The organism is Pseudomonas fluorescens NCIMB 11764 (assembly GCF_000293885.2).
GTDB lineage: Bacteria > Pseudomonadota > Gammaproteobacteria > Pseudomonadales > Pseudomonadaceae > Aquipseudomonas > Aquipseudomonas fluorescens_B.
This window is the reverse complement of sequence record NZ_CP010945.1, coordinates 6,905,926-6,931,316: the sequence shown is the minus strand read 5'-3', so window position 1 is coordinate 6,931,316 and position 25,391 is coordinate 6,905,926. Positions and strand designations below refer to the sequence as shown.

The window sequence follows — 25,391 nt, the reverse complement described above, 5'->3', positions numbered from 1 at the left end:
CATGCAAGTGTATGGGCGGTGACATCTGTGTGACAGGAACCGGCTTCCCAAGGGTTTGTCAGACATTTCAGTATTCACTGCGAGGCGCTGGTTACCCGCAGTGGCCCACCGCTATACTGCCGGCCTGTTTGTGCCTGATTCTGGAGAGAAGAGCATGTTGCAACGCCTGTTGTTCGGTTTGATCACTGTGACCAGTTTGACCCTGGTTGGCTGCGCCCACAGCCCGCAACAACTGAACCCGGAGCCGAAGCTGACAACTCAGCTGGCGCCGGTCGGCCATGGTCAGCCAGTGGTGGTGCGTGTGGTGGACGGTCGTCCGTCGCCAACCCTGGGCACCCGTGGCGGTCTGTATCCGGAAACGAGTGCAATCACGGTGCAGGGCGCGCAGATCCTGCCGAAGTTGCAGGCCCAGGCTGAAGCGGCCGTGCGTTTGCTGGGCTTTACCCCGACATCCAATGCGATGAATGCCCCGCAATTGACCGTGACCCTGGCTGAGCTGAAGTATCAGTCGCCGAAGGAAGGCATGTACGTGACCGAGGCGACCATTGGCGCGACCTTCCGCTCCGACGTACAGAACGCCAACCGCCGCTACAGCGGTCGTTACGGTGCGTCGCTGGATCAGCGTTTCGGCATGGCGCCGAATCAGGAAACCAACACCAAGCTGGTCAGCGATGTATTGAGCGACGCGTTGACGCGTCTGTTCAAGGACCCGACGATTGGTCAGATTCTCAGCGAGTAATGCGAGCCCCGCAGGAGTTGCCGAAGGCTGCGATCTTTTGATCCTGATCTTCGGCTACTCCCTCAAAAAATCAAAAGATCACAGCCTTCTGCAGCTCCTGCCGGGCAGGATTCTGCGGAGTCAGGCGGCTTGCGAATAAAAATCCAGCACACTCACGCCCGTCAGCAAGTCCGCCTCCGGTAAATCCGCATGTTGATGCCCACCCAGTGCGCAATACACCAGCCAATGGCAATCCTGAACGTTGAAGGCGAGGCTGCCGACGAGGGCTTGTTGTTCGTCGCTTTGAGCGATGAGGTAGAGGCGATCCTGGTTTTCGGCGTGGAGCATGACGGTTTCCGTGTCGGTTTCGATGGGCCGAGAGACTGGCGCATTCAGATGACGAAGCCGTGACGCAGAGCAGGAATCTGCCAAATGGTGAGTTATTTGTCGTAAAGCGGCGGGCAGGAGGGACGGCTTTCGGTAGAATTTGCGCCGCGGTCGTCGGTCCGGCGTTCGCCACACCTGTTTTGACTGAGGTTTGTGATGTCGCTGCATTTGATGACGCTGTTTACCGCCCATCCCGCCAAATTGATCAACCTGCTCGCCTTGCTGTTTGCCTTTCCGGGCAGCTGGTTGCTGCACGCTACGCGTCGCCGCGAACAGCGCGCGCAGGCCAGTCTGGCAGCGCAGCGTCAGAGCCGTCCCAGTGAAGAGCCCGTGCTGGATTGGGCGACCTTGCGCATGAACCGGTTTTTCTATCGTTTCGGTTTTGCCTGCCTGGGCTTGGCGTTGCTGGTGTCGTGGATCAGCACGCGGGTTTGATCCCTTAAAGCAAAAGATCGCAGCCTTCGGCAGCTCCTACATTGATGTTGGAGCTGCCGAAGGCTGCGATCTTTTGATCTTGCTGTAAAAACCTACAGCGCCAACCCGGCTTTCACCCGGTACTGATTACGCACCGGTGTGGCGTATTGCAGCACCAGGAAAGGACGATGTTCTTCCGGGCAGGCCTCAAGGCGCCGCTGCCATTCTTCCTGGGCCTTCGCCAGCTCGTCGGCTGCAAACACGTCAGCCGCTTTCGACACCTGCAACTGCGGATCGGCGTCTTTCCACTGCGCGTACGCCAGGTAGTGCACCGGGAACAAGCGATAACCGCCGAGGATCTGCTTGTCCATTTCGATCGCCAATTGTTTGGTGTCTTCGAACAACTCGGTGATCGGCGCGGCGAAGTTCACGTGGACCCGGCCCTTGTAGCCGGTGATGCCTTTGGCGATGCTGACGTCGTCTTCGCCCGGCACCTTGGTGTAGCTGCCGGTGGTGGCGCGGATGTAGAGCTCGCGGGCCTTGGCCTGGTCGCACGGGTCGTATTCGTAGCTGATCGACACCGGAGTGACGTTCAGCGAGCGGATGACTTCGCCGAACGGTTCATCCTTGCGACTCATGTGGAACATCTTGAGGATCGCTGACTCGGTGCGGTCGTCGCCGTCCTTGGCCCGGCCTTCGGCCTGAGCGATCCAGATCGACGCGCAATCGTTGCGGATCGAGTGGTTGATGTAGGCCGACAATAGCTGATAGGCCGCCATTTTCTCTCGGCGACCGGTGATCGAACGGTGCACGATGAAACTCTTGTTCAGGCGCATCAGGTCGCTGACGAAGGGTTTCTGCAGCAGGTTGTCGCCAATGGCGATGCGCGGTGTCGGCAGGCCGGCGTGGTACACGGCATAGTTGACGAAGGCCGGGTCCATGACGATGTCGCGGTGGTTGGCGATGAACAGGTAGGCGCTACCGGACTTGAACTGCTCGACGCCGGTGTACGTTACCCCGTCCGTGGCGCGTTCGATGGTGTGGTCGACGTAATACTCGACTTTGTCCTGCAGTGTGGCCACCGAATTGATGCCGGCGAACTCACGGCGCAACCGATGAGCTATAAGAGGTTTGAGCATCCAGCCGAAAGCACCGGCGAAACGCGGGAAGCGGAAGTGGGTGAGGATATCTAGAAACGCCTTGTCGCCGAGCAATCGTGCCAGCACCGCTGGGACTTCGCTGTCGTCGTAAGGTCGGATGGCATCGAATTCGCCCATCATGCTCTCTTGTTAGAAACGGCTAGGGTAAGTAAAGGTTTTGATCGAAAACCAACGGGGCACGGTCTGAAAAGGTAGCCAGACAAAAATAGCCCTGCAAATAGACCGGCGATTATACGCACAAGTCACCCTGGAGACCGCGATGCTGGAAACCGAGCGCTACGAATGTCCGTATTGTGGTGAAGAGGCCGAGGCGGTGCTGGATTTGTCCGGTGGCGATCAGACCTATATCGAAGACTGTCCGGTGTGTTGCCGCCCCATCACGTTTGTCCTGCAGACTGATGGTCAGGAATGGTTACTTGAAGTTCACAGCGAAAACGAATGAAGGGGCGCTCCATGCAGCGAATCTATGAACCGGAAAACCTGATGGAAGGCGAGCTGCTGCAAGGCATGCTGGCCAGTGAGGGCATCGAGGCGCATCTGGTCGGGCGTGATTTGCTCGGTGGCAGCGGGGAGTTGCCCATTTTCGGTCTGTTGGGGTTGTCGGTCGACAATGACCAGGCCGAATACGCCCGCGAGTTGATCGCCGCGTACAATGCCGCGCTGCCGCTACCCGGCGATGAGCCGGAAAGCTTTCCCGGCACGCTGGTCTGTTAGGCTGACGTTCGTTTTATCAAGAGTCGTGTTGCCCCATGTGTGGACGTTATGCCCTGTTTCGCTGGAACCCCGCCTTCGCGGCCCTGCCTGGCTTCCCTGCCGATCAGCAGGCCCAGTGGAATATTTCCCCAAACGATTCGGTGTTGATGCTGCGTGCCGGCGCCGACGGCCAACGCGAGTTGGCCCGTGCGCGCTGGGGTTTGACGCCGCCGTGGCTGACCGATCTGTCCCGCACGCCGGCCCATGCCCGGGCCGAAACCGTGGCCGAGCAACCGATGTTCCGTCAGGCCCTGCGCGAGCGCCGGTGCCTGCTGCCGGCCAACGGTTTTTACGAATGGCGCGGCACGACGCGCAAGCGGCCTTACTGGTTGACTCCGGGGGAGGGCTCGACGCTGTTTTTTGCGGCGATCTGGGAAGCGTATCCGGTGCAGGAGCAAGTGTGGTTGAGCACGGCAGTGATCACGCAACCGGCGGCGAGTCAGCGTCGGCCGTTGATTCTGGATGCAGCGGGGCAGGAGGCGTGGCTTGATCCCGAGACGCCTTTGCATGTGTTGCAGGGGTTGTTGGCCAGTGAACCCGCTGCGTTGCGCGAGCGGGTGTTAGCGAATCTGGTGAATGATCCGAAGTTGAACGGGCCGGAGTGTTTGACCCCAGGTTAAGTGGTGTCATCAAAAAGATCGCAGCCTGCGGCAGCTCCTGCATTAGGTAGGCGTATACCCTTACCCTGTAGGAGCTGCCGAAGGCCGCGATCTTTTGATCTTGCTCTTAAACCTCAAACCTTGAACTGATTGATCAACCGCCGCTGCTGTTCCGCCAGCTTGGTCAGGTCCGCACTCGCCGCGCTCGATTCATCCGCCCCACCGGCCACTTCATTGGCCACTTGCCCAATGTTGATCACGTTACGGTTGATGTCATCCGCCACCGCGCTCTGTTCTTCGGCCGCACTGGCAATCTGCGTGTTCATGTCGTTGATCACCGACACCGCCTGAGTGATCGCATCCAGCGCTTCGGCGGCTTTCGCGGCGTGCTGAACACTTTCATCGGTACGGTTCTGGCTGTCCTCCATGACCCGCACCACATCGCGCGTGCCTTGTTGCAGTTGCTGGATCATGGTCTGGATTTCTTCGGTGGCCTTCTGGGTTTTCTGCGCCAGGTTGCGCACTTCATCGGCCACCACTGCAAAACCGCGGCCCTGTTCACCGGCGCGTGCCGCTTCGATGGCCGCGTTCAAGGCCAGCAGGTTGGTCTGCTCGGCGATCCCGCGAATGGCCGTGAGGATCGCGTTGATGTTCTCGCTGTCCTTGGCCAGGGTTTGCACCACGCTGACAGCCTTGCCGATTTCCACCGCCAGCACACCGATCGAATTCGATGTGTCCCGCACGATCTGTTTGCCCTGCGCCGCCGCCTGATCCGCATGACTGGCCGCTTGTGCCGCCTGGGTCGCGTTGCGCGCCACGTCCTGGGCGGTGGCGGTCATTTCATGCACCGCCGTGGCGACCTGATCGATCTCGACCATTTGTTTCTGCACGCCGATGTTGGTGCGAATGGCGATGTCGGCGGTGTGTTCCGACGAATCGCTGACGCTCTGCACCGACGTCACGACCTGAGTGATCATCGCCTGCAACTTCGCGAGGAAGGTATTGAAGCCTTTGGCGATCGAGCCCAGTTCGTCGGCACGATCACTGGTCAGGCGACGGGTGAGGTCACCTTCGCCTTTGGCAATGTCGTCGAGCATGGCGACCATCTGTTTAAGTGGCCGGGCAATGCCGTGGCCCACCAGCCAGATCACCAGCAAACCGATGCCAGCAATCAGCAGGCCAACCATGGCCATGCCGAAGGTGTCGGATTTGCGCTGTGTGTCGAGGTCGGCCTGGAGTTTTTGCAGGTCGGCCATCACCGCGTTCAGCGGCAGTTGCAGCATCAGGGTCCAGCGGGCGTCGGTCTGGCCGATGCCGAACGGCAGGTACAACTCGATCCGGCCCTGGGCCTTGTCGACGGTGTAGGTCACTTCGCCGCGCTTGAGATTGGCCATGTTGGCGATCTGTTGGCTATCGAGGATGTCGCTGACCTTCTCGCCGAATTTGCTCGGGTCCTTGGTGTAGGCCACGATCCGGCCGTTGCTGCCGATCAGGGCCATGACGCCCGAGCCGTTGTACAGCTTCTGGTTCGCGCCCAGCAGCATTTCCTGGATGAAGTTCACCGACAGGTCGGCGCCGACGATGCCCTGGAACGCACCGTTGAGCATGATCGGTTCAATAAAGGAGGCGAGCATGACGATCTTGTCGCCGACCTTGTAGGGCGCCGGATCGATCACGCAGGATTTTTTGGTTTCTTTCGAGCACAGGTAGTACTCGCTGGCGCGCACCCCGGTGGACAGGGTTTTCTGGTCGTCGACGTCCACCAGTTTGTCCAGGCCCAGAGTGCCGTCTTCGTTGCGGAACCACCATGGCAGGAAGCGGCCGTTGCTGGGGTCGATCCCTACCACCTTGGTGTCGACGTAAGCCGCATCGTTGTGATCGAGTGCGTCTTTTTCCCAGCCAATGTAAGTCCCGAGGATTTTCGGGTTTTTGGCGACGTTTTCCTTGATCAGGCTGATCAATTGCTCACGGCTCAGGCTCAGTTGCGGCTGGCCGTCGGCGCCCGGCGTGCCGATCAGGGCGTTGACCCGCACCAACCCGCCGGCAATCAACAGGGGAGCCTCGAGTTCGCGCTGGATCTGGCTGACCTGGGTTTGCGCCAGGGACGTCAGGCGCTGTTCGATGACTTGCTCGAATTGTGCCTGGGTCCGCTCCTGGACCATGTCTTGGGTCCGGGCACCGGAAAACAGGGCGTAAAGCACCAGTGCCGCCACGACGCTTAAAACAATGGCGCCGGCCAGGGCCGCCACGGAAAACTGGATCGACTTGAATTTCATGGGTGCTCCGCACGCAAGAGGACATCTGCGGTGCTGTATCGGCACGCGGTTCGAGGGCCATGAGCGAGGCAGGGTGAAATGGCTGTTTTGGAGTGGTAGATGTCGCAAATGAATCATTGCGGGCCGTTACCCGCCGCGGCGGGGGAGGTTATGTGAATTTTTTCCTACGGTGATGAGAGCTTTATCCGAAATATGCGTCTGAATGTCTGTTGTATCTGGCGTCGATACATTTCCCCGCCTAGGATACCCGGCATGTTTTCAGGGAGTTTTTTGATGAACAAGCGATTGGTTTTGTGTGCTCTGAGTGCGGGTCTGTTGCTCGCCGGTTGTCAGTCGGTCAACACCACCAGCGGCGGCGCCGTGGGTGTGGAGCGCAAACAGTACATGTTCAGTATGTTGTCCACGGACGAAGTCAACCAGATGTACGCCCAGTCGTACCAGAAGACGGTCGGCGAAGCGACCAGCAAAGGTGTGCTGGACAAGACCAGCAACGATGCCAAGCGCATCCAGGCGATCGCCAATCGGCTGATTGCCCAGGCGCCGGTTTTCCGTCCGGATTCGGCCCAGTGGAAATGGGAAGTCAACCTGATCAAGAGCGACGAACTCAACGCCAACTGCGGGCCTGGCGGCAAGATCATTTTCTACACCGGGCTGATTGACAGCCTGAAACTGACCGACGATGAAATCGCCGCGATCATGGGCCATGAAATCGCCCACGCCCTGCGCGAGCATGGTCGTGAAGCAATGTCCAAGGCCTACGGCATCGAAATGGCCAAGCAGGGCGCCGGTGCCTTGTTCGGTCTGGGTCAGGACAGCCTGGCGCTGGCCGACACCGTGGCCAACTATGGCATGACGTTGCCCAACAGCCGCTCCAATGAAAACGAAGCTGACCTGATCGGCCTGGAATTGGCGGCTCGCGCCGGCTACAACCCGAATGCCGCGATCACCCTGTGGAACAAGATGAGCAAGGCCTCGGAAGGTTCGCCACCGGAGTTCATGAGCACTCACCCAGCGTCGTCCAGTCGGATTGCTTCGTTGCAGGCAGCGATTCCGAAGGTGATGCCGTTGTACGAGAAAGCGCCTAAATCCTGATGTAGATAAGGCTTTTGTGGCGAGGCAGCTTGCTCCCGCTGGGGCTGCAAGGCAGCCCCATTTCAGATGAGCGCGTTTTTGTCGCTCATCCGAATTTACGGCTTCTACGCAGCGAGCGGGAGCAAGCTCCCTCGCCACATTGAATGGTCTGCCGCGTCATACCCACCCACTGCTCTGCATCGCCTTGTACACCGCGACAATCGCCAGGACGAAAAACGCCGACGCCGCCAGTCGACGGATCAACGTCAAGGGCAGTTTGTCCGCCGCAAAGTTACCCGCCAGTACCACTGGCACGTTGGCAATCAACATCCCGGCGGTGGTGCCGATGATCACCAGCCATAGCTCAGGGTATTGCGCGGCGAGCATCACGGTAGCGACTTGAGTCTTGTCGCCCATTTCAGCCAGAAAGAACGCAATCAGTGTCGTCAGGAACGGCCCGAACTTGCGGGCGGTGCTGGCTTCGTCGTCATCCATCTTGTCCGGCACCAGGGTCCACAACGCCGTCGCGGTGAAGCTTGCGGCGAGAATCCAGTGCAACATCGCATCCGAGAAGAAACCTCCGACCCAGGCGCCTACCGCACCGGCTGCCGCGTGGTTGGCCAGGGTGGCGGCGACGATGCCGGCAATGATCGGCCACGGTTTGCGAAAGCGGGCAGCGAGAATGAGTGCGAGCAGTTGCGTCTTGTCGCCGATTTCGGCCAAGGCAACGATTGCGGTGGGAACGAGAAGTGAATCCAGCATCAGGGTTTTCCTAAGGGGCGGGTCGACACGGCTATGACACGTACAGCCTTCCCGCCCCGGGTAAGGTGTTCGTGTCATAGGTCTTGTCAAACCCTGGCGAGCCGTCTGATGCGGACGCTTGGGTCGCATACGCCATGGTCTGAGGACCAAGTATGTTGACGTATGCCGGACGAGCATGGCGCTCGTGGGAGACTACTCCCCTAGGACGGAGCGGATTCTGCCTAGGCGAAACCCGTTAGGCAAGTACTTATTTTTCAGCCGCGTTTGGCCCGGTAGATTCTGAAACCCTGTCCCTCAGCCTTGATCGCACACACGCCCAGGTGCTCTTCGATCAGCGGCTGATACTTCAGGAAGCTGTTCGCGACAAGGCGCAGTTCTCCACCGTTTTTCAGATGTTTGGCCGCTTTTCGCAGCAAGTTCTCGGTAGCGAAATAGTCGGTGTGCACGCCGACATGGAACGGCGGGTTGCTCAGAATCGCACTCAAACCCATCGGCGCCGCATCAATGCCATCACCGGTAATGACATCTGCTTCAAGACCGTTGGCAGCCAGCGTCAGGCGACTGCTGGCGGCCGCAAAAGCGTCCACGTCGAGCAACGTGACCTGATTGTGCGGATAACGACGTTTGACCGCTGCCCCCAACACGCCCGCGCCGCAGCCGAAATCCAGCAAATGACCGCTCGGCAATTTGTCCAGATGCTCCAACAACAATGCGCTGCCGCGATCCAGGCGACCGTGGCTGAACACGCCCGGCAGGCTGATGACTTTCAACGGGCCTTCGGCCAACGGCAATTCATAGGTCTGAGCCAGGCTTTCCAGCGACTTGGCCGCTGGCGCGTTGGCCACAGTGACCTGCCAGAGCTGGCAGTGACGCGCGCTGTCGAGCTTGCGCGGTTTGCCGAACGGGTTCAGTTGTTTGGCCGCGCCTTCGATGCCGCTGCGTTTTTCACCCACCAGATACAGCTCGCGACCGGCCAGCCGCGAAGCCAGGGCGTTGAGGATGTAATCGGTAAGGTCCTTGGACTTGGGCAGAAACACCACCGCGGTATCGAACTCGCGCTCGGGCGCGGTCACGCCGAAATGGCTGCGCTCGGCGAAGCGAGCGTCCAGCGCAGCCTGGTCGCCGGCGTGCCAGCACCAGCCATGGGCGTCGGGCAGGCGACCGAGCAAATCATCGGCGGGCAAACCGGCCAGCAACACCGGGCCCTGGAATAACTCGGCCTGACGAAGCAGTACTTCACTGCGCGGATCCATACTCTGCTCCTGTGAAAAAAAGTGCCGCAGTTTATCAACTGACGACCCGCAGCGCCTTACTGCTGAAGTATCCCTGAGCGTTTTCGGTCAATTGGCCAACGATCCGCTGCCGCGCCTCGCGACTGCCCCAGGCGTTGTGCGGTGTGACGATCAAGCGTGGGATGTCGGCAGCGAGTAACGGGTTGCCGGCGGTCGGCGGCTCGACGCTCAGCACGTCGGTGGCGGCGCCGCCCAGGTGGCCGTTGCGCAAGGCATCGGCCAGCGCCTGTTCGTCGATCAAGCCGCCACGGGCGGTGTTGACCACGAAGGCGCCCGGTTTCATCGACGCCAGTTCGCGAGCACCGATGAAATGACGAGTGTGTTCGTTGAGTGGGCAATGCAGGGTCAGCGCATCGATCTGCGGCAACAGCTCATCCAGCGGCAAGCGGTCCGGCCGGGCAGGGCGCCCCGGAATCTGCCCGAGCAGCACGCGCATGCCGAAGGCTTCGGCCAGCCGTGCGACCGCGCCACCCAGCTCGCCATGACCGAGCAAGCCCAGGGTTTTGCCTTCCAGTTCAACGATCGGGTAATCCAGCAGGCAGAACTGTTTCGCTTGTTGCCAGCGACCTTCGCCGACCGCTTTCTGATAATCGGTGAGGCGCGTCGCCAGGTTGAGCAGCAACATGATCGTGTGCTGCGCCACCGACGGCGTGCCGTAACCCTGACAGTTGCAGACGGTAACGCCGTGGGCGCGGGCGGCGGCGAGATCGACGTTGTTGGTGCCAGTGGCGGTGATCAGGATCAGCTTCAGCTCGGGGCTGGCGGCAATGGCTGCGGCGTCGATCAGGATTTTGTTGCTGATGGCAACGGTCGCGCCCTTGAGACGTTCGATCACCTGATCCGGCGCGGTCTGCGCGAACAGCTGCAAATCGTCGAAGCAAGCACGCAATGGGCTGAGGTCGAGGTCGCCGAGGTCCAGCGAGGGATGGTCGAGGAAAACGGCGCGGCGAGGGTTCGTCATCAACTGTACCTTTTGTGCATGGAATTGAAGGCGTAATCTGCCGAGCCTACCAGATAGAAACAAATGGTTACTTCGCTGGCTGGTCTGGCACAAAGCCTGTGGCGAGGGAGCTTGCTCCAGCTCGGCAGCGAAGCAGCCGTAAGCCGGATGACGCAATGCGCCTGACAAAACGCGGTCGCCTGAGTTGAGGCAGCTACACAGCCCAGCGGGAGCAAGCTCCCTCGCCACAAAATTGAAGATGGCAAAAAGGTGAGTTCACCTTGAAAATTTTTATTGATCGGCCTGCCCTATAGGAGCCCCCATGTACTGGACCGAGTTCTTGACCGTTGCCCTCATTCACTTGCTGGCCGTAGCCAGCCCCGGCCCGGACTTTGCCGTGGTGGTGCGTGAGAGCGTGACCCACGGTCGTCGCGCCGGCACCTGGACCGCGCTGGGCGTCGGTACGGCGATTTTCCTGCACGTCGGCTATTCGTTGCTCGGCATCGGCCTGATCGTGTCCCAGTCGATTGTGCTGTTCAACGCCTTGAAATGGGCCGCCGCCGCTTACCTGCTGTACATCGGCTTCAAGGCCTTGCGTGCGCAACCGGCCAGACCGGTGGCCGACGACCTGCACCAGGAAGCGGGTGAGCGCACCGCTCGCGGCGCCTTCACCTCGGGTTTCGTGACCAATGGTCTGAACCCCAAGGCCACGTTGTTTTTTCTGTCGTTGTTCACCGTGGTGATCAATCCGCATACACCGCTGTCGGTGCAGGCGGGCTACGGGATTTACCTCGCGGCGGCGACGGCTCTGTGGTTCTGCCTGGTGGCGATGCTGTTCAGTCAGCAACGCGTGCGCGCCGGTTTCGCCCGCATGGGTCACTGGTTCGACCGGACCATGGGCGCGGTGCTGATCGCCATTGGCGTGAAACTGGCCTTTACCGAGATGCATTGATCGCACGATAACCCCTGTAGGCGCAGTCTTCGGCAGCTCCTACAGGACCGGATTGCAGTTGAGTGCTGGCGCAACGCTAGCATTTGCTGGATGTTGCAAATCATTCCTTCGGCTGATTTGGTTGTCATGGAAGGGCACTAGAGTGCTTACTTTCAGTCACGACCGTGCAGTCAGAAAAGGGATTCTTATGTTGCAGACTCGCGTTATCCCCCCAGCCGAAGGCGCTTACCAGTACCCGTTGCTGATCAAACGGCTGCTGATGTCTGGCGCGCGCTATGAGAAAACCCGCGAGATCATCTACCGCGATCAGTTGCGCTACAGCTATCCGACCCTGATCGAACGGGTCGCACGCCTGGCCAACGTACTGACGGCAGCCGGCGTCAAGGCCGGCGATACCGTGGCGGTGATGGACTGGGACAGCCATCGCTACCTGGAATGCATGTTTGCCATCCCGATGATCGGCGCGGTGATCCACACCATCAATGTGCGCCTGTCGCCGGAACAGATTCTCTACACCATGAACCACGCCGAAGACCGCTTCGTGCTGGTCAACAGCGAGTTCGTCGGGCTGTACAACGCGATTGCCGGTCACCTGACCACGGTGGAAAAAACCCTGCTGCTGACCGATCTGCCGGAAAAAACCGCCGACTTGCCGAACCTCGTCGGCGAATACGAGCAATTGCTGGCGGACGCGAGCACGCACTACGACTTCCAGGATTTCGACGAGAACTCGGTTGCGACCACGTTCTACACCACCGGCACCACCGGCAATCCCAAGGGCGTGTATTTCACCCATCGGCAACTGGTGCTGCACACCATGGGTGTGTCGACCATCATGGGCGCCATCGACAGCGTGCGGCTGTTGGGCACTAACGACGTGTACATGCCGATCACTCCGATGTTCCATGTGCACGCCTGGGGTTTGCCATATGTGGCGACGATGCTCGGGCTCAAGCAGGTTTATCCGGGGCGCTACGATCCGGAATACCTGGTGGAGCTGTGGCGCAAGGAAAAGGTCACCTTTTCGCACTGCGTCCCGACCATCCTGCAAATGGTCCTGAATGCCAAGGCTGCGCAAGGCACGGATTTCGCTGGCTGGAAAATCGTCATCGGCGGCAGCGCGTTGAATCGTGCGTTGTACGAAGCGGCCAAGGCCAAGGGCATTCAGCTGACCGCCGCTTACGGCATGTCGGAAACCGGGCCACTGGTTTCGTGCGCGCACCTCAATGACGAGTTGATGGCCGGCACCGAAGACGAGCGCACCACGTATCGAATCAAGGCCGGCGTGCCGGGACCTTTGGTGGAGGCGGCGATCGTCGACACCGATGGCAACTTCCTGCCTGCCGATGGCGAGACTCAGGGCGAACTGGTGCTGCGCGCGCCGTGGCTCACCGAAGGTTATTTCAATGAGCCGCAAAAGGGCGCCGAGCTCTGGGCTGGCGGCTGGCTGCACACCGGAGACGTGGCGACGCTGGACAGCATGGGCGTGATCGATATTCGCGACCGGATCAAGGACGTGATCAAGACCGGTGGCGAATGGATTTCCTCCCTGGACCTCGAAGACCTGATCAGTCGCCACGCAGCGGTACGCGAAGTAGCAGTGGTGGGCATTGCCGATCCGCAGTGGGGCGAGCGCCCGTTTGCCCTGCTGGTGATCCGCGAGGGCCATGCAATCGGGGCCAAAGAACTCAAAGAACACCTCAAGCCGTTTGTGGAGCTGGGGCACCTGAGCAAGTGGGCTATCCCTAGTCAGATCGCCCTTGTTACTGAAATTCCCAAGACCAGCGTCGGCAAGCTCGACAAGAAACGCATCCGCGTCGACATCACCGAATGGCAAGCCAACAACAGCACCTTCCTCTCGACGCTTTAGCGTCTTCCGGCGTGCCCCAAAAGGGCACGCCAGCCCCACCAAGCAAGCGCTTGGCTTGTGAAATCCGAATTTTCAGCCATCCTTCCCGTGCCGACAGGTGTCGGTCTGGCGAAAGGACTGTTCCAGAGTGGCTGGCAGCTGCAAATCACACTTTAGAGGGATCAAGCAGTACTACCTGCTGGCTATAGTCCGCTCAAGGATTTTTAAGAACGGGGCACACGCACAAAACGGGGCGATGCAACTTTGGAATGATTTCGGGAGGCCTTGGCCCCCGGTCATCCACAGCGTTTTTAAAAGTACTCACTGCCATAACAATAATGCACATGGAGTAGCGTCGATGACATCAGTAAACCAGTTCTGGCGCCGGGCTAAACTGCCCCTGGCTGTCAGTCTTGCCTCTTCGCTCGCCGGGCCCGCATTCGGCGTCAGTTTCAACGTTGGTGAAATCGAAGGTCAGTTCGACTCATCCCTGTCGATTGGTGCCAGTTGGTCTACCGAAAGCGCCAACAAGAACCTCATCGGCGTCAACAACGGCGGTCGCGGCCTGTCCCAGACCTCCGATGACGGTCACTTGAACTTCAAGAGCGGGGAAACCTTCTCGAAGATCTTCAAAGGCATCCATGATCTTGAATTGAAATATGGCGACACCGGCATTTTCGTCCGGGGCAAATACTGGTATGACTTCGAACTCAAGGACGAAGACCGTCCGTTCAAGGACATCAGCGACAGCAACCGCAAGGAAGGCGCCAAGTCCTCCGGCGGGCAAATTCTCGACGCCTTCATCTACCACAACTACTCGATTGCCGATGAGCCGGGTTCCGTGCGTCTGGGCAAGCAGGTCGTGAGCTGGGGTGAGAGTACGTTCATCGGCGGCGGCATCAACTCGATCAACCCGATCGACGTTTCCGCGTTCCGCCGTCCAGGTGCCGAGATCAAGGAAGGCCTGATCCCGGTCAACATGTTCTACGTGTCCCAAAGCCTGACCGAGAACCTGTCGACCGAAGCGTTCTATCAACTGGAATGGGACCAGACTGTTACCGACAACTGCGGCACGTTCTTCTCGCAACCGGACGTGATTTCGGATGGCTGCGACCAAAACCTGGCCGTGCTGCGGACTCGTAACGGGCTCAATAGCTCATTGGCGGCCGCGGGGCTGCCGGCGGGGTTTCGTAATGCTGCGATCAACACCCTGTCTGCCCGGGGCGTGACCTGGGGCAACCCGGATGAAGGTGCCGTCGTCCGTCGCGGTCCGGATCGTGATGCACGCGACAGCGGTCAGTTCGGCGTGTCCTTCAAATACATGTTCGAACCGCTGGACACCGAGTTCGGTGGCTATTTCATGAACTACCACAGCCGTGCGCCGATCTTCAGCGGCAAAGGCGCTCCGGCCAGTGCTTACAGCGCGCAAGCTCTGGGTGGCGCACTGGTTGGCGCGGGTATTCCGGGCGCCATTGTGGGGGGGCAGACGGGTCTGGCTGCACAATTACTGCCGTTCCAAGTGGTGGGGAACTCCAGCTATTTCGTCGAGTACCCTGAAGACATTCGCCTGTATGGCTTGAGCTTCTCCACCACGTTGCCTACCGGTACGGCGTGGAGTGGTGAAGTCAGCTACCGTCCGAACGCGCCGGTGCAACTCAACACCACCGACATTCTGTATTCCGGCCTGACGCCATTGAACCCTAACGTTTCCGTGCTGCAAGGACGTCCGGGAGAGGATCAACATGGCTATCGCCGCAAGGAAGTCACTCAGCTCCAGACTACCTTCACGCACTTCTTTGATCAGGTGATGGGTGCCGAGCGCCTGACCCTGGTTGGCGAGGTTGGCTGGACCCACGTCGGCGGCCTGGAAAGCACGTCGAAAGCGCGTTACGGTCGTGACCCGAGCTACGGCCCTGGTCCATTGCCAGGTGGTCAGTGCCAGACATTGAACACCGGCACCCTGGCGGGCGGACCACAAAACAACGTCAATCGCTACTGCGAAAACGATGGTTTCACCACCACAGATTCCTGGGGTTATCGTGCTCGTGCCATTTGGGACTACAACAGCGTGTTCGCCGGTGTAAACCTCAAGCCGAACATTGCCTGGTCCCATGACGTGGACGGTTACTCGCCAGGTCCTGGCGGCAACTTCGAGGAAGGTCGCAAAGCGGTCAGCCTGGGTCTCGACGCCGAGTACCAGAACACCTACACCGCGTCCCTGGCGTACACCAACTTCTTTGACGGCAAGTACACCACTGTGGATGACCGCGACTTCGTTGCGCTCAGCTTCGGCGTGAACTTCTAAGCACTGCATTTTCAGGACGAACACACCTATGAAAACAACAAAGAGTCTGTTCCACGCTGGATTTCTGGGGCTAACGCTGCTGGCGACCAGCGTCATGGCAGCGGTCCCTGCGGCCGAAGCGGACAAGCTGGGCAAGAGTCTGACGCCGATGGGCGCCGAGATGGCCGGCAATGCCGACGGTTCGATTCCGGCCTGGAAGCCGTTGCCGAAAAACGCTGGCGCTGTCGACAGCAAGGGTTTCCTGTCCGACCCGTACGCCAGTGAAAAACCGCTGTTCACCATCACGGCGCAAAACGTCGACCAGTACAAGGACAAGCTTGCTCCGGGCCAGTACGCGATGTTCAAGCGCTACCCGGAAACCTTCAAGATGCCGGTCTACCCGTCCCATCGCGGCGCGACCGTGCCGGATGACGTGTTCGCGGCCATCAAGAAAAACGCCACTGCCACGGAACTGGTGTCCGGCGGCAACGGGCTGAAAAACTTCGAGACAGCCGTACCGTTCCCGATTCCAAAGACCGGCATCGAGGTTATCTGGAACCACATCACCCGCTACCGCGGTGGCAGCGTGACCCGTCTGGTGACTCAGGCCACGCCGCAGCCGAACGGTTCGTACAGTCTGGTGTACTTCCAGGACCAGTTCGTGTTCCGCGACAAGATGAAGGATTACGATCCGGCGAACCCGGGCAACATCCTGTTCTACTTCAAGCAGGAAGTGACCGCGCCGGCGCGTCTGGCCGGTGGTGTGCTGCTGGTGCACGAAACCCTCGACCAGGTTGCGGAACCTCGTTCGGCGTGGGTCTACAACGCCGGTCAACGTCGCGTGCGTCGTGCGCCACAAGTGTCCTATGACGGGCCGGGTACTGCGGCAGACGGCTTGCGTACCTCTGACAACCTGGATATGTACAACGGTGCCCCGGATCGTTACGACTGGAAACTCGAAGGCAAGAAGGAGATGTACATCGCCTCCGACAGCTACAAACTCGACGATCCGAAGCTGAAGTACAGCGACATCATCAAGGCCGGTCACATCAACCAGGACCTGGCTCGTTACGAGCTGCGTCGGGTCTGGCATGTCGTGGCAACCTTGAAGGAAGGTCAGCGTCACATCTACGCCAAGCGTGACTTCTACATCGACGAAGACACCTGGCAAGCAGCGGTCATCGATCACTACGACGGTCGTAACCAACTGTGGCGTGTGGCGGAAGCTCACTCCCAGAACTACTACAACGTTCAAGTGCCGTGGTACACCCTGGAAACCCTGTACGACCTGCAGTCCGGTCGTTACCTGGCACTCGGTATGAAGAACGAAGAGAAGTCGGCGTATAACTTCGGCTTCACCGCCACGACCAGCGACTTCACTCCGGCGGCATTGCGTCAGTCCGGGGTTCGATAAGCTGAACTGAACTGAGGCCGCATCCTCGAAAAAAAGCCCCGACTGGTTCGGGGCTTTTTTTTGCGTGTAGACTTTTTGTAGCCATTTGTAGCAATAACCTTCAATACCTCTTCGTTTACCGCTAGTCTGCGGACATCTGCAACGCCGCCAACAGCATTTCAAACAAGAGCCGGCCATGACTGATCTGTCCCCACTCCCGGGCCCCGCAAGCGTTGCCGTCGCGACACTGGACGGCCGTTTCTTTCGGCCACCGCTGCCTGACGGGCACGTGCTGCGGCCTCGTTTATGCGAGCGTCTGAGTGCCGGCCTTGGTGGCAGGCTGTTGCTGGTCAGCGCACCGGCGGGGTTTGGCAAGAGTTCGCTGGCGGTAGAGTTCTGCCAAGGGCTGCCAGCTCACTGGCAAAGTCTGTGGCTGGGGTTGAGTCCGCGAGACAACGACCCCGGCCGATTTCTCGAGCGGTTGCTCGAAGGCCTTCAGGATTTTTTCCCGCAATTGGGCAGGCAGTCCCTGGGCCTGTTGAAAATGCGTCAGCGGCATCAGCCGTTTGCCTTCGAAGAATGGCTGGACGGTTTGCTCGACGAGTTGGCCGTGCATTTGTTGCCGACGGCGCCACTGCTGCTGGTACTCGATGATTACCATCTGGCCCAGGGGCCGGTGCTCGATCGTTGCCTGCAATTTTTCCTCAATCATCTTCCCGACGGCTTGCTGGTGATGGTCACCAGTCGTCAGCGTCCGGACTGGCATCTGGCACGCCTGCGCCTGTCGCGGCAATTGCTCGAATTGCATGAACAGGATCTGCGCCTGACCCACGACGAAGCCTTGACCCTGCTCGATCGACACAGCACCTCCCTGCGCGGCGAAGCGCTGGAGAGCCTGATCCAGCGCAGCGAGGGCTGGGTCGCTGGCTTGCGTTTCTGGTTGCTGGCGGCTTCCGAAGCAGGCTCCGAAGGCGCGTTGCCCCAGTCCCTGCACGGTGGGGAAGGGCTGATTCGCGATTACCTGCTCGAAGAAGTCATCGATTGCCTGCCCGCCGAGGTGCAGGCATTTCTGTATGACACAGCGCCTCAGGAGCGTTTTTGCAGCGAACTGTGCGACGCCGTTCGCGAGGCGCATGACAGTGCCGAGATCCTGGGTTTTCTGCTCGCGCATCAGGTGTTCCTGGTACCGCTGGACGAACACGGTCACTGGTATCGTTATCACCACCTGTTTTCCGACCTGCTGCGCACCCGGCCTACCCGTCAGGCAATGGTGCCGGCGGCCAGCCTGCACCTGCGCGCCTGTCGCTGGTTCAATGCCCAGGGCCTGCTCGATGAAGCGGTGGAACAGGCGTTGCGCGCCGGGCACCTGGACGTGGCGGCCAACCTGGTACAGAACCTTTCCGAAGAACAACTGCTGGCCGAACAGAACGTCGGCATGTTGCTGCGCTGGAAAATGGACTTGCCCGACAGCCTGCTGATCAGCACGCCACGCTTGATCGTGCTCTACAGCTGGGCGCTGGGGCTGGCCTGTCAGCTGGATGCCGCCGAGGAGCTGGCCAGTCACCTGAGCCGCTTCCTGCCGGCGCCGTCGGCCACTGCGCAGAAGTCCATGCTGGCGCAATGGCTGGCCTTGAGCGGGATCATTGCGCGCGGTCGCGGCAATCGCGAATTGACGCTGCTGTATTGCACCGAAGCGCTGGAGAGTCTGCCGTCCAAGCGTTACGGCCAGCGCCTGATGTGCCTTTCAACCCTGTCCAACCTGGCCATTGCCGACGGCGACTTATGGCGGGCGCGCGGCCTGAACCGTGATTCCCTGGAGCTGGCGCAACGGGTGGGTAATCCATTGTTCGAAGCGTTGGCCCATTACGATCGCGCCCGGGTGCTGCAGGCGCGAGGGGAAATCCTGCGTTCGCTGGATGAGGTGCGCCAAGGGCTGCAACGACTGCAAGGTCTGTCGCCGCAACGACTCTATGCCGTACGCGCCCGGCTGACCTTGTACGAGGGGTTTCTGCTGGCCCTGCGCCTGCAACCGCAGGCGGCGCAGGTGCGCTTGCAGGCGGGGTTGACTGAAGCTCGTGCCTGCCGGGACATCAGCGTACTGATCGGCCACTGCGTGATCGCCAGGCTCGAAGGCAGCAGCGGTGAATTCGCCAAGGCGTTTGCCGAACTCGCCGAAGCCGAACGGCTGATGCACATCTGGGACGTACCGCCGATCTACTACCTGGCGATGATCACCCTGGTCAAATGCGAGCTCTGGCTGGCTCAGGGCCGTACCGATCTGGCGGAGGCCTGGCTGGCGCGACTGGGCCAGACCTACAACGGCGAAAAGCCGGCGGCGCCTCCGGAATTCCATCCGCAACTGCCGCTGCATATCGAGTTGCAACAGGCCTTGCTGGAGGTCATTCAGGCGCAACCGATGCTGGCCGAGGGGCGATTGAACGCGTTGCTCGAGCATGGTCAGCAATCCGGTCGGCAGTTGCTCAGTGTGATGGCCCTGACACAGAAAACCGAACTGCTCCTTGCGCACAACCGTGAGCCTGAAGCCCGTCAAGCCTTCGCTCAGTCCCTGGAAGCGGCCAGCGGCGGCGCGTTGCAGCCTTTTGACGGTTTGTTGAGCAGATATCCTGACTGGGTTCGCGAGCAGCTGCAGAACTGCGCAAAAGCGGCGGTTTCGCAGAGCCTTTCAGAACGGCTCCCCCTTGTCGCTGCACGCATTGCCCCGGAACCCTCACAATCCTGCGAACAGCTCAGCTCCCGGGAACTGTCAGTTCTGAAACTCATTGCCCAAGGCTGCTCGAACCAGGAAATCAGCGACCAGCTGTTTATTTCCCTGCACACGGTTAAAACCCATGCCAGCCACATCAACAGCAAACTCGGGGTTGAGCGTCGCACGCAGGCGGTGGCTCGGGCGAAGGCGTTGGGCGTTTTGGGCTGACGTCGTTTGTCGATACACATGGCGGTAAAGGGCGGGATGCCAATGTGTGCGAAAATCCCCCGTCCCTGTTTATCGAGCATGCCCCGATGTCCCAACTACCGACCCTCATCCGCGAAACTTTCCCAGTCGGCCCGTTGCAGTGCAACTGCACGATCATCGGCGATCCGGTAACGAAAAAGGCCATCGTGGTCGATCCGGGTGGTAATCACGAGCTGATCCTGGCTCGGCTCGACGCCTTGGGCCTGAAGGTAGTCAGCATCATTCACACCCACGCGCACCTGGATCATTTCCTGGCTTCCGGTCAGTTGAAGGAAAAAACCGGCGCGACCTTGCATCTGCACAAGGAAGATCAGTTCCTCTGGGACAATCTGGAGATGCAATGCCAGATGTTCGGTGTGCCTTATACCCCGGTTCCATCCCCCGATCGCTGGTTGTCTGATGATGAAGAACTGGCCTGCGGCTGCGGCGTGGCATTGCATACGCCCGGTCACACGCCGGGGTCCATGAGCTTCTGGTTTTCAGAGGCCAAGCTGCTGATTGCCGGTGACACGCTGTTTCGTCGCGGGGTAGGGCGCACGGATTTGTGGGGTGGCGATCAGGCGACCATCGTGCGTTCGATCAAGCAACGGCTGTATACGCTTGATGAGGACGCGACAGTGGTGACGGGGCACGGGCCGGACACGCGCCTGGGCGATGAAATGCGTGACAACCCTTTTGTGCGGGCCTGACGGTAGCCGATGGAATTTTCGCCGCCCGAAATGATCCAAAGCCCGCTAAGGCCGATGCCTTGTTCCGTTGCACCCTAGAATGCAGAAAGTAGGAGCTCTTCATGTTCACCAAGCAGCGTTTGATTATTGTCGCTACGGCTGTGGCTTTGCTGTCGGGCTGTGCCTCGCCTAATCCTTACGACAATCAAGGCCAGGCCGACGGTGGTTCCACGGGCATGAGCAAAACCGCGAAGTACGGTGGCCTCGGTGCTCTGGCCGGCGCATTGGCCGGTGCCGCCATTGACCACAACAACCGAGGCAAGGGGGCGCTGATTGGTGCCGCCGTGGTGGGGGCTTCCGCTGCCGGTTACGGTTACTACGCCGACCAGCAAGAGAAAAAGCTGCGCGCGAGCATGGCCAATACCGGCGTCGAAGTGCAGCGCCAGGGCGATCAGATCAAGCTGATCATGCCTGGCAATATCACGTTCGCCACCGATTCAGCGAACATCGCCTCAAGCTTCTATCAGCCGCTGAACAACCTGGCAGGCTCGCTCAAGGAGTTCAACCAGAACCAGATCGAGATCGTCGGCTACACCGACAGCACCGGCAGCCGTCAGCACAACATGGACCTGTCCCAGCGTCGCGCCCAGAGCGTGGCAACCTACCTGACGTCGCAAGGCGTGAGCGGTGCGAACCTGTCGGCACGGGGTGCCGGTCCGGACAATCCGGTTGCCAGCAACGCTGACGTCAATGGCCGGGCGCAGAACCGTCGGGTCGAGGTCAACCTGAAGGCCATTCCGGGTCAGCAGTATGGTGGTCAGCAGCAAGGTACTGTTCAACAGTATCCATAATCGTCTGACTGAACCCCAGGCGTAAAAAAACCGCCCGATTCTCAACAGATCGGGCGGTTTTTTTTTGTGTGGGAGCTGCCGCAGGCTGCGATCTTTTGATCTTGCTTCTAAAAAAATCAAAAGCCCTCGTTGCACTCGACAGCTCCTACCGGAGGCCGCCCGTTTCAGCGAAGAGCACATTGGAAATAAAAGCCCCCGGACAATCACTCATCCGGGGGCTTCTTCATGTCGCGTGAAACCTGATTACTTCTTCAGGCCGTAATGCTCATCGAGCATGCCCGGCGCGTTCGGGGCTTTGGGGGCGTAATCGCGAGGCGGCTCCTGATTGCGCGGCGGCGTCAGGCGCTCCCGTGGGGCGGCTGCCGCGTCGGCGTGCAGCGAGGCCAGCAGGCGTTGGCGGGTCTGCTCGTCCAGGGCCAGGCGATTGGCACCCTCGGCGAGATGATCCTGCACTTCCTGATAGCTCTGAGTCAGTTTCTTGACCAGGGTTGCAGTGCTGTTGAAGTGGGTGACCACTTCGTTCTGATAACTGTCGAAACGTTCCTGAATGTCTTCCAGCTGACGTTGTGTGCTGCTCGGCGCGGCGTTCGGCACCAGGCGAGCGATCAGGAAACCAATGGCGACACCCACAACCAGGGCAAGAGTCGGCAACAACCAAACTAAGAGCGAGTGTTCCACGAGTCCTTCCTCTATAAACGGCTTTGCTTTACGTTAACGGCTCGAACCTGCGCTGTATACCGCGATTCACTCGCAATACATCGGCACAGACAATTTGCTAGACGAGTCGACCCGATTCGAGGTCACGGAGTTCCTTCCTTGCTTATGCGCGAAACCCCTGTAGTGATTGATGGCCCGGTCGGCCAACTGGAAGCGCTTTACCTGAACAATGAAGCGCCTCGTGGCATTGCGCTGATCTGCCACCCGAACCCGGTGCAGGGAGGCACGATGCTCAACAAAGTGGTCTCGACCCTGCAGCGCACCGCGCGCGATGCCGGTTTGGTTACTTTGCGTTTCAATTACCGTGGCGTCGGTGCCAGCGAAGGCACGCACGACATGGGCACCGGCGAAGTCGACGATGCTCAGGCGGCGGCCGAATGGCTGCGGGCCGAGCATCCTGATTTGCCGCTGACGCTGTTCGGTTTCTCCTTCGGCGGATTTGTTGCAGCCAGTCTCGGCGGACGCCTGGAAGTGAAGGGCGAGCAGCTCAAGCATGTGTTCATGATCGCGCCTGCGGTCATGCGTCTGGGAGATCAGGATCAACTGCCGCAGCATGGCGAACTGACCCTGATCCAGCCGGAAACCGACGAAGTCATCGATCCGCAACTTGTCTACGACTGGTCCTCGAAACTCGAGCGCCCCCATGAGCTGCTGAAAGTGGCAGAATGCGGACACTTTTTTCATGGCAAGCTGACTGATCTCAAGGATCTGATCCTGCCGCGTCTTTCGAATTGATTGCAGTCTGACAAGCGATTACCCATGACGACTCGTACCCGTATTCTCACCGGCATCACCACCACCGGCACGCCGCACCTGGGCAACTACGCCGGCGCCATCCGCCCGGCGATCCTTGCCAGCCGCGACAGCAATGCCGATTCGTTCTACTTCCTGGCCGACTACCACGCCCTGATCAAATGCGATGACCCGCTGCGCATCCAGCGCTCGCGTCTGGAAATCGCCGCGACCTGGCTGGCCGGTGGCCTGGATGTGGACCGCGTGACGTTCTATCGCCAGTCCGACATCCCGGAAATTCCCGAGCTGACCTGGCTGCTGACCTGCGTCGCCGCCAAGGGGCTGCTCAACCGCGCACACGCCTACAAGGCCTCGGTGGACAAGAACGTCGAAACCGGCGAAGACCCGGATGCCGGCATCACCATGGGCCTGTACAGCTATCCGGTGCTGATGGCCGCAGACATTCTGATGTTCAACGCCCACAAGGTGCCGGTCGGTCGTGACCAGATCCAGCACGTGGAAATGGCCCGGGACATCGGCCAGCGCTTCAACCACCTGTTCGGCCAGGGCAAAGAATTCTTCACCATGCCCGAGGCGCTGATCGAAGAAAGCGTCGCCACGCTGCCAGGCCTCGACGGTCGCAAGATGTCGAAGAGCTACGACAACACCATCCCGTTGTTCAGCAGCGCCAAGGAAATGAAGGACGCCATCTCGCGGATCGTCACCGACTCCCGCGCGCCGGGCGAAGCCAAAGATCCGGACAATTCGCACCTGTTCACGCTGTTCCAGGCCTTCGCCACCCCGGCGCAGTCCGACGAATTCCGCCGCGAACTGTTGCTGGGGCTGGGTTGGGGCGAGGCGAAGAATCGCCTGTTCCAGCTGCTCGACAGCGAATTGGGCGAGTCCCGTGAGCGTTATCACCAGCTGATCGAGCGCCCGGCGGATCTGGAAGACATCCTGCAAGTCGGTGCCAAAAAGGCTCGCTCGGTGGCGACACCGTTCCTCCACGAACTGCGTGAAGCGGTGGGCCTGCGTTCTTTCGTTGCTCAGACTCAGGTCGCGGCGACCACCAAGAAGAAAGCCGCAAAAGCCGCGCGTTTTGTCAGCTTCCGTGAAGACGACGGCAGCTTCCGCTTCCGTCTGCTGGCGGCCGATGGAGAGCAATTGCTGCTGTCGCGCAACTTCGCCGATGGTAAAACCGCCGGTCAGGTGACCAAGCAACTGCAAGCGGGCCAGCCATTGGACGTGCGCAGCGAAGACTTGAGCTTCAGTGTCTGGCTGGAAGGCGAGTGCGTTGCCGATAGCCCGACCTTCGCCGACAGTGCCGCTCGCGACGTCGCCATCGACGCCCTGCGGATTGCGCTGACACCGGTTCAGGAGTAATCAACGGCTCGGCCCGACCAAGGGCTGATTGCCATTCCTGCGGGCCGTCGCTACAGTGACGGCCCGTTTTTGTTGCCTTGCTAACGAATTATGACGCCCCTAGAACGATATCAAGCTGATCTGAAACGCCCGGAATTCTTCCATGACGCCGCGCAGGAAACTGCCGTGCGCCATTTGCAGCGCCTGTACGACGATCTGGTCGCCGCCTCGCAGAGCAAACCGGGCCTGCTCGGCAAGCTGTTCGGCAAGAAAGAGCAGGCGCCGGTCAAGGGCCTGTATTTCTGGGGTGGCGTAGGCCGCGGCAAGACCTACCTGGTCGACACCTTCTTCGAAGCGTTGCCGTTCAAGGAAAAGACCCGCACTCACTTCCACCGCTTCATGAAGCGCGTGCACGAAGAGATGAAGACCCTCGGCGGCGAGAAAAACCCGCTGACCATCATCGCCAAGCGCTTCTCCGACGAGTCGCGAGTGATCTGTTTCGATGAGTTCTTCGTCTCCGACATTACCGACGCGATGATCCTCGGTACGTTGATGGAAGAGCTGTTCAAGAACGGCGTGACCCTGGTCGCGACGTCCAACATCGTGCCGGACGGCCTGTACAAGGACGGCCTGCAACGCGCACGCTTCCTGCCGGCCATCGCGCTGATCAAGCAGAACACCGAAATCGTCAACGTCGACAGCGGCGTCGATTACCGCCTGCGTCACCTCGAGCAAGCGGAGCTGTTCCACTTCCCGCTCGACGAAGCGTCCCACGAAAGCCTGCGCAAGAGCTTCCGCGCCCTGACGCCGGAATGCACGGCAGCCATCGAGAACGATGTGCTGATGATCGAGAACCGCGAGATACGTGCCTTGCGCACCTGCGATGACGTGGCCTGGTTCGACTTCCGCGAACTGTGTGACGGTCCGCGCAGCCAGAACGATTACATCGAACTGGGCAAGATCTTCCACGCCGTGTTGCTCAGCGGTGTCGAGCAGATGAGCGTCACCACCGACGACATCGCCCGACGCTTTATCAACATGGTCGACGAGTTCTACGACCGTAACGTGAAGTTGATCATTTCCGCTGAGGTCGAGCTCAAAGACCTCTACACCGGCGGTCGCCTGAACTTCGAGTTCCAGCGCACCCTTAGCCGGCTGCTGGAAATGCAGTCCCACGAATTCCTGTCCCGGGCGCATAAGCCGTAGGACGTTTCGGAAAATAAAAAAGGCCTGCTGA

General features: G+C 60.0%; 23 protein-coding genes, 1 pseudogene and 1 riboswitch. Of the genes and pseudogenes, 16 read left to right on the top strand and 8 right to left on the bottom strand.

Going from position 1 to position 25,391, the window contains the following annotated elements; translation table 11 throughout:
• Window positions 1–154: 154 nt before the first annotated feature.
• A complete protein-coding gene (locus B723_RS31430) occupies window positions 155–739 on the top strand; it encodes a YajG family lipoprotein (RefSeq protein WP_017340726.1) in 585 nt (194 codons plus the stop codon).
• Window positions 740–859: 120 nt separating this feature from the next.
• Here B723_RS31430 and B723_RS31425 read toward each other — a convergent pair whose 3' ends face one another.
• The gene (locus B723_RS31425; RefSeq protein WP_017340725.1) at window positions 860–1,066 is read right to left on the bottom strand and encodes a hypothetical protein; all 207 of its coding nucleotides are present in this window, start codon (window positions 1,064–1,066) and stop codon (window positions 860–862) included.
• A 195-nt stretch (window positions 1,067–1,261) separates the two neighbouring features.
• Between B723_RS31425 and B723_RS31420 the strand changes: the two genes are divergently transcribed.
• A complete protein-coding gene (locus tag B723_RS31420) occupies window positions 1,262–1,540 on the top strand; it encodes a hypothetical protein (RefSeq protein ID WP_017340724.1) in 279 nt (92 codons plus the stop codon).
• A gap of 92 nt (window positions 1,541–1,632) precedes the next feature.
• Here B723_RS31420 and B723_RS31415 read toward each other — a convergent pair whose 3' ends face one another.
• Window positions 1,633–2,799, bottom strand: a complete 1,167-nt coding sequence (locus tag B723_RS31415) for a 1-acyl-sn-glycerol-3-phosphate acyltransferase (RefSeq protein ID WP_017340723.1) — start codon at window positions 2,797–2,799, stop codon at window positions 1,633–1,635.
• A gap of 139 nt (window positions 2,800–2,938) precedes the next feature.
• Between B723_RS31415 and B723_RS31410 the strand changes: the two genes are divergently transcribed.
• From B723_RS31410 to B723_RS31400, 3 genes are read left to right on the top strand one after another with little or no spacing between them, the layout of a single operon-like run.
• A complete protein-coding gene (locus B723_RS31410; protein WP_008153387.1) occupies window positions 2,939–3,121 on the top strand; it encodes a CPXCG motif-containing cysteine-rich protein in 183 nt (60 codons plus the stop codon).
• Window positions 3,122–3,132: 11 nt separating this feature from the next.
• A complete protein-coding gene (locus B723_RS31405) occupies window positions 3,133–3,393 on the top strand; it encodes a putative signal transducing protein (protein WP_031319115.1) in 261 nt (86 codons plus the stop codon).
• Between the two features lie 35 nt (window positions 3,394–3,428).
• Window positions 3,429–4,052 (top strand): SOS response-associated peptidase, encoded by a 624-nt coding sequence (locus tag B723_RS31400; RefSeq protein ID WP_017340721.1) that lies wholly within the window; start codon window positions 3,429–3,431, stop codon window positions 4,050–4,052.
• Between the two features lie 113 nt (window positions 4,053–4,165).
• Here the strand turns inward: B723_RS31400 and B723_RS34270 are convergent, their stop codons facing one another.
• Entirely contained in the window at window positions 4,166–4,909 is a 744-nt protein-coding gene (locus B723_RS34270) for a methyl-accepting chemotaxis protein (protein WP_425311830.1), read from the bottom strand.
• Window positions 4,910–5,020: 111 nt separating this feature from the next.
• Window positions 5,021–5,218 (bottom strand): annotated as a pseudogene (locus B723_RS34265) (HAMP domain-containing protein); the annotation flags it as partial.
• 1,362 nt (window positions 5,219–6,580) lie between these two features.
• On the opposite strand from B723_RS34265, the gene B723_RS31390 reads away from it, so the two are divergent.
• On the top strand, window positions 6,581–7,399 hold the full coding sequence (locus B723_RS31390; protein ID WP_017340719.1) for a M48 family metallopeptidase: 819 nt from the start codon (window positions 6,581–6,583) through the stop codon (window positions 7,397–7,399).
• A 156-nt stretch (window positions 7,400–7,555) separates the two neighbouring features.
• Here B723_RS31390 and B723_RS31385 read toward each other — a convergent pair whose 3' ends face one another.
• The 3 genes from B723_RS31385 to B723_RS31375 all read right to left on the bottom strand — a co-directional run bounded on the left by B723_RS31385 (window position 7,556) and on the right by B723_RS31375 (window position 10,393).
• Window positions 7,556–8,140 carry a TMEM165/GDT1 family protein gene (locus tag B723_RS31385; protein ID WP_017340718.1) on the bottom strand — a complete coding sequence of 195 codons (585 nt, stop codon included), beginning with the start codon at window positions 8,138–8,140 and terminating at the stop codon, window positions 7,556–7,558.
• Between the two features lie 88 nt (window positions 8,141–8,228).
• Window positions 8,229–8,354: riboswitch (yybP-ykoY riboswitch) on the bottom strand.
• A gap of 40 nt (window positions 8,355–8,394) precedes the next feature.
• Window positions 8,395–9,393 carry a class I SAM-dependent methyltransferase gene (locus B723_RS31380; protein ID WP_017340717.1) on the bottom strand — a complete coding sequence of 333 codons (999 nt, stop codon included), beginning with the start codon at window positions 9,391–9,393 and terminating at the stop codon, window positions 8,395–8,397.
• Between the two features lie 34 nt (window positions 9,394–9,427).
• Window positions 9,428–10,393 carry a 2-hydroxyacid dehydrogenase gene (locus tag B723_RS31375; RefSeq protein WP_017340716.1) on the bottom strand — a complete coding sequence of 322 codons (966 nt, stop codon included), beginning with the start codon at window positions 10,391–10,393 and terminating at the stop codon, window positions 9,428–9,430.
• A 301-nt stretch (window positions 10,394–10,694) separates the two neighbouring features.
• Between B723_RS31375 and B723_RS31370 the strand changes: the two genes are divergently transcribed.
• From B723_RS31370 to B723_RS31340, 7 genes are all read left to right on the top strand, one after another.
• Window positions 10,695–11,324: a LysE family translocator gene (locus B723_RS31370; protein ID WP_017340715.1), complete on the top strand. Its 630-nt coding sequence runs from the start codon at window positions 10,695–10,697 to the stop codon at window positions 11,322–11,324.
• A gap of 187 nt (window positions 11,325–11,511) precedes the next feature.
• The gene (locus tag B723_RS31365) at window positions 11,512–13,194 is read left to right on the top strand and encodes a fatty acid--CoA ligase (protein WP_017340714.1); all 1,683 of its coding nucleotides are present in this window, start codon (window positions 11,512–11,514) and stop codon (window positions 13,192–13,194) included.
• Window positions 13,195–13,531: 337 nt separating this feature from the next.
• Complete coding sequence (locus B723_RS31360; RefSeq protein WP_017340713.1) at window positions 13,532–15,478, top strand: DUF1302 domain-containing protein; 1,947 nt, start codon at window positions 13,532–13,534, stop codon at window positions 15,476–15,478.
• A 28-nt stretch (window positions 15,479–15,506) separates the two neighbouring features.
• On the top strand, window positions 15,507–16,871 hold the full coding sequence (locus B723_RS31355; RefSeq protein WP_017340712.1) for a DUF1329 domain-containing protein: 1,365 nt from the start codon (window positions 15,507–15,509) through the stop codon (window positions 16,869–16,871).
• A gap of 175 nt (window positions 16,872–17,046) precedes the next feature.
• The gene (locus B723_RS31350) at window positions 17,047–19,785 is read left to right on the top strand and encodes a LuxR C-terminal-related transcriptional regulator (RefSeq protein WP_017340711.1); all 2,739 of its coding nucleotides are present in this window, start codon (window positions 17,047–17,049) and stop codon (window positions 19,783–19,785) included.
• Window positions 19,786–19,871: 86 nt separating this feature from the next.
• Complete coding sequence (locus B723_RS31345) at window positions 19,872–20,513, top strand: MBL fold metallo-hydrolase (RefSeq protein ID WP_017340710.1); 642 nt, start codon at window positions 19,872–19,874, stop codon at window positions 20,511–20,513.
• Between the two features lie 101 nt (window positions 20,514–20,614).
• Window positions 20,615–21,343 (top strand): OmpA family protein, encoded by a 729-nt coding sequence (locus B723_RS31340; protein WP_017340709.1) that lies wholly within the window; start codon window positions 20,615–20,617, stop codon window positions 21,341–21,343.
• 243 nt (window positions 21,344–21,586) lie between these two features.
• On the opposite strand, the gene B723_RS31335 is transcribed toward B723_RS31340, so the two are convergent.
• Complete coding sequence (locus B723_RS31335) at window positions 21,587–22,021, bottom strand: YhcB family protein (protein WP_017340708.1); 435 nt, start codon at window positions 22,019–22,021, stop codon at window positions 21,587–21,589.
• A gap of 144 nt (window positions 22,022–22,165) precedes the next feature.
• Between B723_RS31335 and B723_RS31330 the strand changes: the two genes are divergently transcribed.
• The 3 genes from B723_RS31330 to zapE all read left to right on the top strand — a co-directional run bounded on the left by B723_RS31330 (window position 22,166) and on the right by zapE (window position 25,360).
• Window positions 22,166–22,795, top strand: coding sequence for an alpha/beta hydrolase (locus B723_RS31330; protein ID WP_017340707.1), 630 nt, complete (start codon window positions 22,166–22,168; stop codon window positions 22,793–22,795).
• 24 nt (window positions 22,796–22,819) lie between these two features.
• Window positions 22,820–24,175, top strand: coding sequence for a tryptophan--tRNA ligase (locus tag B723_RS31325; RefSeq protein WP_017340706.1), 1,356 nt, complete (start codon window positions 22,820–22,822; stop codon window positions 24,173–24,175).
• Window positions 24,176–24,265: 90 nt separating this feature from the next.
• Window positions 24,266–25,360, top strand: a complete 1,095-nt coding sequence (gene zapE / locus B723_RS31320) for a cell division protein ZapE (RefSeq protein ID WP_017340705.1) — start codon at window positions 24,266–24,268, stop codon at window positions 25,358–25,360.
• Window positions 25,361–25,391: the final 31 nt, after the last annotated feature.

Excerpts from the sequence above, each read along its gene's own strand:
- B723_RS31430 (WP_017340726.1), top strand. The coding sequence starts at position 155 with ATGTTGCAACGCCTGTTGTTCGGTTTGATCACTGTGACCAGTTTGACC.
- B723_RS31425 (WP_017340725.1), bottom strand. The coding sequence starts at position 1,066 with ATGCTCCACGCCGAAAACCAGGATCGCCTCTACCTCATCGCTCAAAGC.
- B723_RS31420 (WP_017340724.1), top strand. The coding sequence starts at position 1,262 with ATGTCGCTGCATTTGATGACGCTGTTTACCGCCCATCCCGCCAAATTG.
- B723_RS31415 (WP_017340723.1), bottom strand. The coding sequence starts at position 2,799 with ATGATGGGCGAATTCGATGCCATCCGACCTTACGACGACAGCGAAGTC.
- B723_RS31410 (WP_008153387.1), top strand. The coding sequence starts at position 2,939 with ATGCTGGAAACCGAGCGCTACGAATGTCCGTATTGTGGTGAAGAGGCC.
- B723_RS31405 (WP_031319115.1), top strand. The coding sequence starts at position 3,133 with ATGCAGCGAATCTATGAACCGGAAAACCTGATGGAAGGCGAGCTGCTG.
- B723_RS31400 (WP_017340721.1), top strand. The coding sequence starts at position 3,429 with ATGTGTGGACGTTATGCCCTGTTTCGCTGGAACCCCGCCTTCGCGGCC.
- B723_RS34270 (WP_425311830.1), bottom strand. The coding sequence starts at position 4,909 with ATGGTCGAGATCGATCAGGTCGCCACGGCGGTGCATGAAATGACCGCC.
- B723_RS31390 (WP_017340719.1), top strand. The coding sequence starts at position 6,581 with ATGAACAAGCGATTGGTTTTGTGTGCTCTGAGTGCGGGTCTGTTGCTC.
- B723_RS31385 (WP_017340718.1), bottom strand. The coding sequence starts at position 8,140 with ATGCTGGATTCACTTCTCGTTCCCACCGCAATCGTTGCCTTGGCCGAA.
- B723_RS31380 (WP_017340717.1), bottom strand. The coding sequence starts at position 9,393 with ATGGATCCGCGCAGTGAAGTACTGCTTCGTCAGGCCGAGTTATTCCAG.
- B723_RS31375 (WP_017340716.1), bottom strand. The coding sequence starts at position 10,393 with ATGACGAACCCTCGCCGCGCCGTTTTCCTCGACCATCCCTCGCTGGAC.
- B723_RS31370 (WP_017340715.1), top strand. The coding sequence starts at position 10,695 with ATGTACTGGACCGAGTTCTTGACCGTTGCCCTCATTCACTTGCTGGCC.
- B723_RS31365 (WP_017340714.1), top strand. The coding sequence starts at position 11,512 with ATGTTGCAGACTCGCGTTATCCCCCCAGCCGAAGGCGCTTACCAGTAC.
- B723_RS31360 (WP_017340713.1), top strand. The coding sequence starts at position 13,532 with ATGACATCAGTAAACCAGTTCTGGCGCCGGGCTAAACTGCCCCTGGCT.
- B723_RS31355 (WP_017340712.1), top strand. The coding sequence starts at position 15,507 with ATGAAAACAACAAAGAGTCTGTTCCACGCTGGATTTCTGGGGCTAACG.
- B723_RS31350 (WP_017340711.1), top strand. The coding sequence starts at position 17,047 with ATGACTGATCTGTCCCCACTCCCGGGCCCCGCAAGCGTTGCCGTCGCG.
- B723_RS31345 (WP_017340710.1), top strand. The coding sequence starts at position 19,872 with ATGTCCCAACTACCGACCCTCATCCGCGAAACTTTCCCAGTCGGCCCG.
- B723_RS31340 (WP_017340709.1), top strand. The coding sequence starts at position 20,615 with ATGTTCACCAAGCAGCGTTTGATTATTGTCGCTACGGCTGTGGCTTTG.
- B723_RS31330 (WP_017340707.1), top strand. The coding sequence starts at position 22,166 with ATGCGCGAAACCCCTGTAGTGATTGATGGCCCGGTCGGCCAACTGGAA.
- B723_RS31325 (WP_017340706.1), top strand. The coding sequence starts at position 22,820 with ATGACGACTCGTACCCGTATTCTCACCGGCATCACCACCACCGGCACG.
- zapE (WP_017340705.1), top strand. The coding sequence starts at position 24,266 with ATGACGCCCCTAGAACGATATCAAGCTGATCTGAAACGCCCGGAATTC.